Source organism: Brassicibacter mesophilus (assembly GCF_050433385.1).
Taxonomy (GTDB): Bacteria; Bacillota; Clostridia; order Tissierellales; family Proteiniboraceae; genus Brassicibacter; species Brassicibacter mesophilus.
In genome coordinates, this window is record NZ_JBNPXI010000034.1 from 1 (window position 1) to 13,348 (window position 13,348).

Consider the following 13,348-nt stretch of genomic DNA (forward strand, 5'->3'; position numbering starts at 1 on the left):
ATCAAAACCATAAAGATTACATATCCAGATAACCCCACTATGCTGACAGGCCTGAAGGTCATGGCAATCGCCGAAATAGACCATGGCACCCTCGTTAACCAGGATGTTTTTTTGCGCTGTGATTACAGGGTATTGAAAAAGGATGAAACCGATGTGCTTTCCATCGTGCAGGATACGATAAAGCCTTTATCCGCAGATGTGCAGGATTTCATTCTGCAACTGCATCAGCGCTATCTGGATAAAGGACTTACCTGCGTTGTGGAAGTAAAAGGGTTTCATATCTATATCAAGTATTGTTATAAACGGAAAGATTTATGGGGAATTAACGCTTCCCTCAACAACGGCTATCATATCAATGTGAAATCGACAAAGACGCAGGAATACACTGACACCATCAAAACGTTTCCTCCAATTTTGCAGGAACTGATTGCAAAGGGATATGGCTGCGGCAGAAAAAGAGAAATCGGTCATTGTGATGGTGGTTGCCGTGGACTTCCCATATCGTTGGATGATTCTGTTTTAGATATACGAGATGACATTGAAACATGGTTTGATCAAGAATTGTCATGCTTGCAAAAGAAATAAACATTTTATTCATTGCGCCTTTCAAGCATAAGCACGACAAATTTCAATTTGTAGTTAAGATGATGAATAATGTTCAGTTGAATTATTTTGTATTCTTTATAAAATGAAACATTAAAAAATAAAAAAGGTGATGTGGATATAGTAGATTTGATGACACGGGACAGCAGATAACATAGTGTTTACGCAGGGGTGCCAGGGGCAAGGTCAGTAACCTTAATCCTAGAGCATAGGGAAGCCCGTCAGGCACCACATCCCTTCACCGGGAGCGGAGCTCCGCCAAGACGGTCTACCTTTAGGTCCGGTTCAGGGACGTCGTAAACACAGAAACGTTATGTGACATTGCACACTATTTTTATAATAGATGTAGTAGTGGAAATTCATTAAGGAGAGAATTGGATGAGAACAGAGCAGGAAATGTTTGATTTAATAATTAATGTTGCAAAGCAGGATGAGCGCATAAGAGCGGTTTATATGAATGGTTCGAGAACGAATCCTAATGTTCATAAGGATATTTTTCAGGATTATGATATTGTTTATGTTGTATCGGAGATAAAGCCTTTTTACGAGGACGAGTCATGAATTGATTGTTTTGGTCAGAGATTATATATGCAAATTCCGGAAAAAATGGATTTCTTAAGAGGCAGAGATCACAATTTTGATGATATATACGGTTGGCTTATTCAATTTGCAGATGGAAATCGTCTGGACTTGCATGTGGAATCAATACCTTACGCATTGAATAATATTTTAGCAGATAAGTTGTGTGTAATTTTACTGGACAAAGATAATATTTTACCTATAATTCCAGAATCTACAGATAGGGATTATTATGTCAGAAAACCATTAGAAAATGACTATATGTGTGACTGCAATAATTTTTGGTGGTGTCTCAATAATGTGGCTAAAGGACTATGGAGAGGAGAAATTCCATATGCCATGGACATGATCAATTATCATATAAGACCTCATTTAGTGAATATGCTTTCTTGGAAAATTGGAATTGAAACAGATTATTCCTATAGCGTAGGGAAATCCGGAAAATATATGTATCGTTTTCTTACAAAAGAGATGTGGCAACGTTTCCTAAACACTTATTCAGATGGAAATACTGAACATATCTGGGATGCAACATTAGCAATGTGTGATTTATTTGATGAAGTAGCAAATGAAGTGGCTGATAAGTTGGGTTATTGTTATAATCATGAAGAAGCAGATTCAAGCAGAAGATTTTTAGAGCATGTTCGTAGATTACCTAAAGATGCAAATGAAATATACTAGATTATGAGCAAAATCCTATCATTATTGGTAATCTTCGTGTGCAACGTCACATAACAAGCTGATTCCTGTTTGCTCCGCCCATCCTCTCATACTTCGAGGACGACAGGAATCACAGACGTTGAACTAAACCGCTTAACAGCGGTGGCTGAAAAGCAAACAAATTACATATGAGTCTTTACTGATATGTAGGTAGGAATGTTTCTTTTGATATTAATTGATAATAATAACCATTAAAATATCAAAAGGAGTGTTTGTAATGAGTATATTAAGATAAAATATGATAAGAGATATGCAGCCTAAAGGATATAGTTCTAAAATGGACTAGCAGCAAAGAAAGCTGGCAAGAATTAATTTTTAGATTAACTGGAGTTGATTACACCATATGTCCATGTTGTGGTAAAGGATATATAGTTAGAAACAAAAAGATTAATCCTAGATGTTATTTGCCGCCAGGCGTGAAGATGTCAGTAGCTTAATCTAAAATAACGAAGTTTTAAAGGGGACAGGTCCTTAGGAGAAGTATGCATATTTTTAAGAAAAGCAAATGAATATATAATAAATTACCGTAAAATTAAAGGAAAAATACAAAAAATATCAAAAATATTATCTAAACTATATAGAAGTTTCGAAAAAAATAAAAGATTTTTTCAAATACAAAAGAAAATAGAGAAGATTGAAATCCTATAGTAAAGTTGTACGCGGCATCGTTCAACTGAATTGTATCTGAAATTGAAAAAAGTATTGAGTGGTTATAGCTCTTGATTAATAATCTAGAATATTGAGGGTTATTTATTTTGTGCTTTCAACTTCAGATACAATCCTAAGAGTTATATCCAATGGCAATATCGGGGTCGGGCTCTGCAGTCTTGATTATATGTCTTTAATAACAAATGTAATTTTCTCTGGTTTACTTTGGTATTAAAATACGAATTTAAGATGAGGGGTAGAGTATGAAAAGAAAATATATTGACCACAGTAAGTGGGGAAAAATAGAAAAAAGCAAGAGCATATTATTTAATACGTATCAAGAACGATTTAATGGATATGCTTCAGCTATTTTTATAGAAAAAGTACACGAAAAACTTGTATGTAATTTTGATAAAAAGCAGTTTTGCGTTTTAGATGATGGATATATATTGATACAACGATTGCCTATTGAAAAGAATTGGTCTGTAACTACTATAATTGATGAAAACAATAACATTATCGATTGGTATTTTGACATAACAAAGCAAAATGATATTGATATACATGGTCAGCCCTTTTATGATGACTTATATCTTGATGTTGTTGTATTTCCTTCAGGTGAAATAGTTTTGTTTGATGAAGATGAACTTAATAAAGCATTGGAAAATGGAGATATTACACAAATGGATTTTGATCTTGCTTATAATGTAGCAAACCAAATTATAAATGGCATAGCAAAAGATGTTTTATCCTTATGGAATATGAGCTATGATGATTTGGAGTATTTTAGTACACGATTGGGTATAAAACATTACTAATTAGAGAATATTATGAAATTCTGTTAATTCATAATATTCTCTTATACTGCAATAAAATATTGGTATTGAATTAAACATAGGAAGGTAAATGCCACAGCATATAACACAGCATGTGAGTTCGTGCTGGTGAGGGTTAATCTCTGGGGTAGCCCAGCACACATGTCAAAGATTAAGCCAGGTCTGGCTAAGTCTTTGAAACGTCTCACATGCGAAACGTTATATGAAAGATGGTGCGTAGCCTCGCCGTCCATGGCTCGGATAAAAACATGAAGTATAACAAATGGGTTAGGAGTTAATAATGAGGAGGATAAACTATGAGTTTTTGGGGAACAAGATTAAGTTGGCTAGTATTAATAATAGCAATAGTGGGGGATTTTGCTGTTCCTTATGTTCTAGCTATTTTTTACCCAAATTATAGCCATACAAAACAAGTAATGAGTGTTCTAGGAAGTTCAGCAAGCCCAGTAGCTTATATATATAATTGCTGGTTAATAATCTTAGGTATTTTAATAAGTATCTCAGCTATGAATTTCTATATGGTATATACTAAAGTGTCAACAACTTATGCAACACTAGGTTTTATAATATTATTGGCTTTTGGAATAGGTGCAGGAATTATTTCGGGCATATTTAGTGTCAATGAAAGTAAAGATATTGAGACAATGGCATCTAAGATTCATGGAATTGCGGCAGGATTAGGTTTTCTACTCTTAACATTTATTCCCTTAGTTATTGGTGTTATTTCAATTATAGATCAAAAGAACACTATTGGCACTGTGTCGCTAGCTTTTTTCATAATAAACATAGGTCTATTTGTGCTTTTTATAATGTCTGAAAAAGAATCGTATCAAAATAGTATCATAGGATGTACTGGACTTTGGCAAAGATTATTATTATTTAGTATGTATATGCCATTGTTATTGATAGCAATAAGGCACGTTATTATTGAAAATACCACATTATAACAATGTTGACTTTTCATATTGTTGAATATTGATATGTAGTTGGCTAATGCGTACATGAGTAAGATAACAGTAATATATTAGCCTTAAGGGCTGGCGTCCATGCCAGCTCTGAAGCTAGGGGCATCGTCCATCATATAACACACTATTTGCAACATACCCATTTGATTAAGAAGAATACGATGAACTGAACAATTAGTAGATAAAGTCATAGTATTAATTTGAAAGAGGGTACGTCGCAAACAGCGGGAACGTTAGTGGAAATGGCATATTAATAAAAGTTTTAGTTCCGCACTAATTTAGTAATCAATACTAGCTTATAAAAAAGTAATCATTAAGAATAAATTATATGATATATAGATAAATAGTAATTTATAGAGGAGAATTTTATGAATGCCGAATGGTCAGATTTAAATAAAAAAATGCAGATACAGATAAAGAAAAAAGGGACTTTCTATGCGGGAATTGACATATTATTAGAGTTAAGAAAAGAATTGATGGAACAAATAATGGGTTTCAAGGAATTATTGAACAGAGAAGATTTTAATGCAATGCCTTTTATCAATGCGAAAGGATATCATAATAAAACAATTGCTTATTCTTTGTACCATATTTTTAGAATAGAAGATATAGTATCCAATTCTTTGATTAAAAAAAGAGAGCAAATATTTTTTAAAGATAACTATCGTGAAAGGATGAAATCATCTATCATTACGACTGGTAATGAACTGGTAAAACAAGAAATTTCAATATTTTCATCAAAACTAAATTTGGATGAATTATATCAATATATTAGTGATGTTGATGTTTCGACAACACAATTATTAAAAGGGCTTTCATATGAGGATTTAAAAATAAAAATGACTGAACAAGATAAGAATCTGCTTAAGTTACTGGATGTAGTTAGTAATGATGATAACGCTGTTTGGTTAATTGATTATTGGTATGATAAAAATATTCAGGGTTTAATTCAAATGCCATTTTCACGACATTGGATAATGCATATTGAAGCCAGTCTTCGCATTAAAAATAAAATATGCAAAATCTGATAAATTACAATTTATCGTTAAGTTAATTAATAATTTCTTATATGACGAACAAAATCAAAAAGAGCTGAGGGGTATAGTCAACGAATAAAATGTAGTGCAAATATGCCACTCCCACTAACAACACCTTGCCGATTCCGCTATCACTACACCCAAATGCCTCAGCTAACGGAGTCGGAGTATAAGAAAACAACATAAGAGCTATGTTTTCTTATACTCCTGTAACGCTGGGGCACTTCGGCAAGCCAAAACGTTATGTGCAATGGCAATATCGGAGCCGGGCTTCGAAGTCATAATTTTAAGGTCTTGCAATTTAAACAAAAATTTGTTTGCTTCTTTGTAGTAGAATAAAGCGTCGCTTCTGTATTAATTTACGAAACTAATTTAACTAAAGGGGATATATAAATATGAAAGATTATTTGAGAAAAGGGGTTCCGACATTAGAAGAAGCAAAGATATTATTAGAACAAGGTAGTAGATTAAACCCAGGACCATGGATAGAACATTCTTTGAATGTAGGACAAGCAGCAGAATTAATTGCAAAAGAAGATAAAGAGTTGGATTCAAATGTAGCATTAATCCTCGGAATGTTGCATGATATTGGGAGAAGATATGGCGTAACTAATGAAAGACATAGTTTAGACGGTTATAAATTTGCCATGGAAAATGGTTATGATTTATGGGCAAGAATCTGTATGACACATGGATACCTATGTAAGAATGTTGATGACATATGCGGGAAGAAAGATTGTACGATTGAAGAACGTAATTTTATTAAAGAATATTTATATAATATTGAGTTTACGGCATATGATAAATTAATTCAATTATGTGATGCTTTAGCACTACCATCAGGATTTTGCTTGTTAGAAAAAAGGATGTTAGATGTTGTGATGAGATATGGCTTTAATGAATTTACGATTGAAAAATGGAAAGTAACATTTGATATACAAAGATATTTTGAGGAAAGAATAGGAACTTCTATTTATAGTATTTTACCTAATGTAAAAGAGACTACTTTTGGCTTTTAAAAAAGTATTAATGAACAATTCTACTCTTGAGTCATAATTTTCTTATATCTCACAATAAATCATTAAGATAAAGATAGAAAGGCAATTGCCACTGCACATAACAGCCTATTCCCAACACTTAGCCAAGATGGATGTGTTTTGGGCGCGTTGGGAATACGCAGAACGTTAAGTGCAATGGCAATATCGGAGCAGGACTTCGAGGTCTTTTTTTATTGGCTTAAATATTTAATTTCAGTTAAGAGTAAGTTTAATGTGATTTGAAAATGTGTACTAAGAATAGTTTATAATGCGAATGACAGGAGAAGGCAGCTATGATTGAGGAGGATAGAAAATGAGAGTAAAAGTATTAGGATCAGGAGCTTCTGAAGGATTTCCAGCCATATTCTGTAACTGTGACTCATGTAGAAAAGCCCGTGATGCAGGTGGAAAAAATATTAGAACTCGCTCACAATTTTATGTGGATGATGATTTGATGATTGATTTTGGAGATGATACCTTTTATCACTCACTAAAGGAGAATATAAATCTGTCAAAGATGAAATATCTGTTGATAACACACTCACATATAGACCATTTTAACCCTACAATATTCCGTTATAGGGGAGGATTTTATGCCACTGTTTTATTGGAAAATATATTGAATGTATATTCAACACCTAGTGTAAAGGAAATATATGATCAAATGGAGCGTGGCAAACCTATGGATGAAGTCAAAAATAAAATTGAATTTAATACACCAACTGAGTTTATGCCATTTTCCAACGATGATTATAAGGTTCATACATTACTGGCAAAACATATGAAAGATGAAAAATGCTATATGTATGTAGTTGAAAAAGGTGGTAGACGTGTATTATTCGGCACTGATTCTGGCTATTATCCGGACGAAACATTTGAATATTTAAAAGATATGCGTCTTGACCTTGTTTTTCTAGATTGTACTTTTGGATTCACTTCATATGGAATAGATAGTAATCATATGGGTTTTTCTGAAAATCTAAAGGTAAAAGAAAGATTCTATAAGAATAAGACTGCTGACGATAGCACAGTTTTTGTAAGTCATCATTTTACGCATATATGCAATAGTACACATGAAGAACTTTGTGATGAACTAGAAAAGCACGGATTCATGGCCTCATATGATGGTATGTTGTTTGAAATTTAAACAAAGTTTCATATTAATGTGAAATACATAATGTCAGGACGAACAACGAGAGTATTCCATGAAGGATTACTTTAGTAGTGGAAATAATATAATATGAAGGTGAAGTATGTATAATAAAGACTTTTAGGAAAAGAGATAGTAAGCTATGGCAGGAGAAGTGAACTCAAAAAAATATTGAGAGGTGGGGGAAATGTATGGAAAAGCAAGCGTTAAAGACATTATTAAGAAATATAAAAGATAACAAATATGCAGTACCAGAGGGTGTGAACCCATATAAATTATCCTTAGAGATGATGGATTATATAGGCAAGTAATAGATTCCAATTTGTAGAGGTGTAGTAGCATAATTTTAGTGTCAGTTAAGTCGCATCTTTCTTTTAATGTAAACTACATTGAAAGAAATTCTTGGGGAAAATCCTACGCATATAATTAGTAAATGAGCTGGAACATCAACTAACAAAATTTTACCATTCGCCTTGGCTGGTGAACTTTTTTATATAGCAGTGTGTAAGTATATGGATTATAATCTATATATAAGTTAGTTCGAAAATGCCAAGGCACATTCGTAACTTAGAGATAAAGGAAGGGAGTATTCTATATGTCAAAAATTGATCAACATAAGGAGATATGTGAAAGATTAAATAAAATATATACTGCTAAAAATAAAGACTATGGTGACAGTTTCAGTGAAGGGTTTCAAGAATATGGACTTATAATGCCTGCAATTAGATTAGAAGATAAGTTACGAAGATATAAGCAATTAATTAGGGAAGATGCTGAAGTAAAAGATGAGAGCATTATTGATACGCTATTAGATTTGGCCAATTATTCTATAATGACAATTATTGAAATCGAAAATAAAGACAAAGAAAAATAAGAAGCAATACTCATATATTATAAAGAGTTGAGGGGAATTTATATTGAAAATATACAATTCACTCAGGGATTTTTGGGGGTTATATTTCCGCGTAAAAGGTTGCATAAGACATGAAACATCAACTAATAAAATGTTGCCGTTCGCCCTGGTTAGAGAGTACTTTAATATCGGACAAGTACTATATTCAGATATATCTTTCAAATATAAAGAATCCTTAAAACCAACGCCAAGGCCCCCCGAGCCTAAGATAAGAGATATCTAAGGCTCGGAGGCGTCGGCGATAAGAAACGTTATCTGCAATATGGGGTTTGGGATGGAGCGGAGCCTATGGTCTTTCTATTGGGTCTCACTTGATAGATTATTCTAATACAAGGAGATGATTAAATGTACAACCATGAACCACAGAATTATATATGTCCATTTTGTTTAGTAGTTCAAGGAATTGAAAATGAACATGTTCTAACAAAACAGTCAGATATAATATTTCAAGATGAATATATAACAGCTTTTATTGCAGCTGATTGGTGGAAAAACAATAAAGGTCATGTCATTATAATTCCAAATAAACATATTGAAAATATATATGAGTTACCATCAGATCTTTCAGCAAAAATTCACGATTTAGAAAAAGAAGTAGCACTTGCCTTCAAAAAAATATATGGATGTGATGGAGTATCCTCAAGACAACATAATGAACCTTGTGGTAATCAAGATGTATGGCATTATCATTTGCATGTATTCCCGCGATACAAAGACGATAATTTATATGGAACAAAAAGAGAAATGTCAAAAGCTGAAGGGCGAATAGAATACGCAGACAAGCTTAAGAGGTATTTCAGCAAAAAAAATAATAAGATAGGTAATTCCCTAAGGGTTTAGAGTGTTATTTAAATCCAAGCGAGTCTGCCCCATACTGCAGATAACAATGCATGGCCGTTCGAAACGTTAGATGAAATAATCATATCTAAAAGGTCTTTATTTTAAAGGTCCTCAGAAAACAATACTTTGGTAGGTGATTTTGAGTTGAATAAAGAAAAGTATGTAATTGTTTTTATAATGTTAATAGCATTTATTACAGGTTGTTCATTTGAAAATAATGAAAAACATGATAACAAAAATACAAAGAAAGAAAGCAATATAACCAAAACAGTTTCAGAATTAAAAAAAGAAAATGAAGACATCGGGAAAATAGTTTTCATAAATGGTAAAAAAATTAATCTTGATAATATTTTTAAATATGAAGATATAGTATCGCTGAATGAAGATGAGATCAGTATCTTAAGAAATTCTATTTATGCAAAATATGGATATAAATTTAAAACATCAAAATACAAAAATTATTTTTCAAAATATGATTGGTATGAACCAAAGTATGATGATGTAAATACGTATTTAACATTAAGTGATTTAAAAAATATTGATTTAATATTAAAGCTTGAAAAAAACTTTAATAATTTATCAGATAAATTGACAGATGTTGAGAAGGAGTTTATTGGTTTTTGGAATCTTGGAGCTGGGGTTGGTGCCGGGTATAGTGATAGGTATAGGTTTTATAATGACAGAAGTTTTAAGTTTTCAATAAGTACTATGGTTTTTGATGAACGAACAAATAACGTGGAAGGTAAATGGTTTATCCTTAAAGATAGATTGTTTTTACAGATAAAGAGAAAAGGGATAATAACAGAGGGACAGCTTGTGGATGCCACACATCCAGGTTCTGCAAGTGAAAAAGAAATTGTAGGAGGGAAGTATAAAATACAGGAAGTAAATCCACCAGAAATAAAAATACTTACTTTAGATTTTGAATCTGAAAAAATTGAAAAAGAATATGCGTTTGGGGTACTAATAAATGATATGGACTTTTACAGACTTAGCCAAGACCCATATTTCGATACAGATTAGGAAGTAATTTAAAGAATTTGAATGTATATTAGGTCATTATGATTACTTCATCTAACAAGATAGTCCAGAAATTTTACTAAAAACATGTAAAACATCTGGACTATCAAGAATGTTATCTGAAAAAGCAATATAATTACAGAGAAAAACTTTGAGGTTAATATTTGACATAAATTCAGAGTTGTAAAAAGTAAAAATAAGTTATTTAAATTATTAATATTAGGTGGTGTTAGTTATGAATACAACAGATTATATCTTTGATCCAGATAACCCATGGATATGTCAAGAGTTTATTCAATATAGAAAAGATTATGATAAAAAATTAAATAAATTTATATTAATTGAGAATGCGTTTGATATAGGTCTAATAAAGGAGTATTGTATACTATTGGATAATGCCTTTAGTTTTCAAATTCCATCGAATAATTTGGATGAAACAATAGAATATATGCATGGCTTAAGTACAAAACACTACTTTATTGATTCTTTCAGATCTTTTTGGAAAGAAAACGAACTTATAGGTTTTTATTGGCTTAATGGAAATATTGTAGATAAATTAGTAGTTAAACCTGATTGTCAGCGATTAGGATATGGTACATACTTATTAACCCATGCATTTGATAACATTTTTTTAAATAATGACTACGAATATGCTTATCTATCTTGTATGTTACAAAATAAAAATGGGTTGAAGTTTTATAGAAAGTATGGATTAGTAGAGGGTGTAGTAGAATAAATATTGATAATCAAAATGTTATAGAAAGTCATTGAAGATTATATTGCTACTACAGATAACAATATGTTCATGCAAGGATTTTAGAGGGAACGTTGATAGGGCAAGTTAGACCACATCACTTCACCGGGTGCGAGCACCGCCAAGACGGTCTAGCTCTTGCTGTCCGGTTCAGCGACGTCGTGAACATAAAGACGTTATGTACAATAGTCGCATAAAGTATTTTTATTTGGTCATTTACTATTTAATGATCATAGAACAAATAATAGATAGGGAGTGTTAAATATGAAAAAGTTAGAAAAATTAAGATATGGAGACAGTATAGGTATATTCTCACCATCATGCCCGGTCAGCAATTTTAATACATATGCTAGAGCGAAAAAATATCTAGAAAATAAGGGATACAAAATAGTTGAGGGAAATCTTACTAGAAAATCAGATTACTATCGTTCAGGTTCAATAAAAGAAAGAGTAGAGGAGCTAAATGGTCTAATTCGAAACCCTAATATTAAATGCATTATGGCAACAATTGGAGGGATGAATTCCAATTCACTTTTACCTTATATAGATTATGAATCTTTTATTCAAAACCCAAAGATAGTAATTGGGTACTCAGATGTTACAGCAATATTATTGGGCATATACGCACAAACAGGAATTCCTACTTTTTATGGACCACCAGTAGCTGAGGAATTTTGGGAATATCCCTTATTAGCAGATGAAATATATGGGAATTTCGAAGATTTATTAGTAAAAGACCGTACAATACCATATGAAATATCAAACAAAGAATGGAAGACGATAACTAAAGGTATAGTTAGAGGTAGATTAATAGGTGGTAACGTAGATACTATACTAGGTTTTTGGGGCAGTAAGTATATGCCTAACATAACAGAAGGAGATATACTTTTCATTGAGGATGAAGGAAATGCTTCAACTTTAGAGAGAAACTTTTCTTTCTTAAAAGTTAATGGAATCTTTAATAAGATATCAGGAATTATATTATCAAAACATGAATTGTATGATGATAAAAAAACAGGTAGAAAGCCTTATGAATTATTATTAGAAGTACTTAATAATGAGAATCTACCAATTATTGCAGATTTTCATAGTTGTCATAATCGACCAATGGTAATGCCAATAGGATGTTATATTGAAATGGATAGCACTAACAAGAAAATAACTTTATTAGAAGATTATTTTGATTAACAGAGAAGTAATGTTGGGTCGTGAGCGACTACAGTACATAACAATATGTTCCCGCAAAGGGTTCCTAGAGGGAACATCCAGAGTAGGAGAGTCAGCACCACATTCCCCAGCTAACCGAGTCGGCAGCCTTCTAACCTAAAATAAGAGCTATCTAAGGTTAGGAAACTAACTGTAACGCTGGGAAACGTCGGGAACAAAGGGCCGTTATATGGTATCGACTGGATAATCGCACCTGTGGGTGCGAGCGGTTTACTCATAGATAGATAATTTAATTACATAGAGAGGACAATGTAGAATATGATTAATGACTTCAATATTGTTGTTGGGGATGTAGACACTTCAATTGACGTTTTAAGAGAGGTCGCACAATGGTGCGAAGATAACAATATAGGCATGTGGAAGGTATCTGACTTAGCGAAAGAAAGTTTACTTCGTGGAGCGACTGAGGAAAACTTTTGCGTTGGGAAGATTGGAGAAGATAACGCATGCAGCATGATTCTGCAATGGAATGACCCTTTGTTTTGGCCAGAAGCGAAAGAAAATGAAGCAGGCTATATACATAAGCTATGTGTCACAAGAAAGTATTCGGGAATGAGTTTGTCAGGAGAGATGGTTAAATTTGCTGTAGCAGAATGCAAGAAAAGAGATATAAGATATTTGAGATTGGATACTGGTTGGAGTAGGAAGCCTCTCTGCAAGCTATATGAAAGTCTAGGTTTCAGAAGAGTAGGCATGCGAATGTTAGGAGATAGTAACTTTGCACTATATGAGATGGAGATAGATTTATAAAAAGGTAGGCTGTCAAGTGTGACAGCCCTTGAAAAGTTCAGTCTACACCATATAACACAGCATGACCGTTCGTGCTGGGGGACAGGCTATGATGCAGAGCCCCAGCACACATGCCTTCACCAAGATAGGAGTTATCTAGGGTTCAGGCATGTCGGTCATGCAACAACGTTAGTAGACATGACGATTTTGGGGCTATTCTTTGGGGGTCTGTTGATGGAAACAAGATATTGCATAACAGTAGAATTATGTTTGGTTAAAGATTAATTAAA

The 13,348-nt window shown here is 32.8% G+C and carries 12 protein-coding genes and 1 pseudogene; all 13 read left to right on the plus strand.

The annotated features are described in order from the left end of the window. Nucleotides 1-585, plus strand: a 585-nt coding sequence (locus tag HNR33_RS21120; RefSeq protein ID WP_429087565.1) for a hypothetical protein, incomplete at its 5' end; no start/stop codon positions are given. A 396-nt stretch (nt 586-981) separates the two neighbouring features. After that, nucleotides 982-1,863 (plus strand): annotated as a pseudogene (locus HNR33_RS21125) (aminoglycoside 6-adenylyltransferase). Nucleotides 1,864-2,813: 950 nt separating this feature from the next. Then, on the plus strand, nt 2,814-3,368 hold the full coding sequence (locus tag HNR33_RS21130) for a ribonuclease FAU-1 family protein (protein ID WP_429087567.1): 555 nt from the start codon (nt 2,814-2,816) through the stop codon (nt 3,366-3,368). Nucleotides 3,369-3,682: 314 nt separating this feature from the next. Continuing rightward, complete coding sequence (locus HNR33_RS21135) at nt 3,683-4,333, plus strand: DUF998 domain-containing protein (RefSeq protein WP_429087568.1); 651 nt, start codon at nt 3,683-3,685, stop codon at nt 4,331-4,333. Between the two features lie 386 nt (nt 4,334-4,719). After that, on the plus strand, nt 4,720-5,379 hold the full coding sequence (locus HNR33_RS21140; protein ID WP_429087569.1) for a hypothetical protein: 660 nt from the start codon (nt 4,720-4,722) through the stop codon (nt 5,377-5,379). Between the two features lie 404 nt (nt 5,380-5,783). After that, nucleotides 5,784-6,407, plus strand: a complete 624-nt coding sequence (locus HNR33_RS21145) for an HD domain-containing protein (protein WP_429087571.1) — start codon at nt 5,784-5,786, stop codon at nt 6,405-6,407. 331 nt (nt 6,408-6,738) lie between these two features. Next, nucleotides 6,739-7,572, plus strand: a complete 834-nt coding sequence (locus HNR33_RS21150; RefSeq protein WP_429087574.1) for an MBL fold metallo-hydrolase — start codon at nt 6,739-6,741, stop codon at nt 7,570-7,572. Nucleotides 7,573-8,170: 598 nt separating this feature from the next. Next, nucleotides 8,171-8,449 (plus strand): nucleotide modification associated domain-containing protein, encoded by a 279-nt coding sequence (locus HNR33_RS21155; protein WP_429087577.1) that lies wholly within the window; start codon nt 8,171-8,173, stop codon nt 8,447-8,449. Between the two features lie 384 nt (nt 8,450-8,833). Further along, nucleotides 8,834-9,328, plus strand: coding sequence for an HIT family protein (locus HNR33_RS21160; RefSeq protein ID WP_429087579.1), 495 nt, complete (start codon nt 8,834-8,836; stop codon nt 9,326-9,328). Nucleotides 9,329-9,472: 144 nt separating this feature from the next. Beyond that, nucleotides 9,473-10,351, plus strand: coding sequence for a YARHG domain-containing protein (locus HNR33_RS21165; RefSeq protein WP_429087581.1), 879 nt, complete (start codon nt 9,473-9,475; stop codon nt 10,349-10,351). Between the two features lie 232 nt (nt 10,352-10,583). Continuing rightward, nucleotides 10,584-11,084, plus strand: a complete 501-nt coding sequence (locus HNR33_RS21170; RefSeq protein ID WP_429087583.1) for a GNAT family N-acetyltransferase — start codon at nt 10,584-10,586, stop codon at nt 11,082-11,084. Nucleotides 11,085-11,366: 282 nt separating this feature from the next. Continuing rightward, a complete protein-coding gene (locus tag HNR33_RS21175; protein WP_429087585.1) occupies nt 11,367-12,290 on the plus strand; it encodes a S66 family peptidase in 924 nt (307 codons plus the stop codon). 297 nt (nt 12,291-12,587) lie between these two features. Further along, nucleotides 12,588-13,079 (plus strand): GNAT family N-acetyltransferase, encoded by a 492-nt coding sequence (locus HNR33_RS21180; protein WP_429087587.1) that lies wholly within the window; start codon nt 12,588-12,590, stop codon nt 13,077-13,079. Nucleotides 13,080-13,348 lie beyond the last annotated feature (269 nt).

Bases quoted from the DNA above. Each gene is read 5' to 3' on its own strand.
- HNR33_RS21130 (WP_429087567.1), top strand. From the start codon at position 2,814: ATGAAAAGAAAATATATTGACCACAGTAAGTGGGGAAAAATAGAAAAA.
- HNR33_RS21135 (WP_429087568.1), top strand. From the start codon at position 3,683: ATGAGTTTTTGGGGAACAAGATTAAGTTGGCTAGTATTAATAATAGCA.
- HNR33_RS21140 (WP_429087569.1), top strand. From the start codon at position 4,720: ATGAATGCCGAATGGTCAGATTTAAATAAAAAAATGCAGATACAGATA.
- HNR33_RS21145 (WP_429087571.1), top strand. From the start codon at position 5,784: ATGAAAGATTATTTGAGAAAAGGGGTTCCGACATTAGAAGAAGCAAAG.
- HNR33_RS21150 (WP_429087574.1), top strand. From the start codon at position 6,739: ATGAGAGTAAAAGTATTAGGATCAGGAGCTTCTGAAGGATTTCCAGCC.
- HNR33_RS21155 (WP_429087577.1), top strand. From the start codon at position 8,171: ATGTCAAAAATTGATCAACATAAGGAGATATGTGAAAGATTAAATAAA.
- HNR33_RS21160 (WP_429087579.1), top strand. From the start codon at position 8,834: ATGTACAACCATGAACCACAGAATTATATATGTCCATTTTGTTTAGTA.
- HNR33_RS21170 (WP_429087583.1), top strand. From the start codon at position 10,584: ATGAATACAACAGATTATATCTTTGATCCAGATAACCCATGGATATGT.
- HNR33_RS21175 (WP_429087585.1), top strand. From the start codon at position 11,367: ATGAAAAAGTTAGAAAAATTAAGATATGGAGACAGTATAGGTATATTC.
- HNR33_RS21180 (WP_429087587.1), top strand. From the start codon at position 12,588: ATGATTAATGACTTCAATATTGTTGTTGGGGATGTAGACACTTCAATT.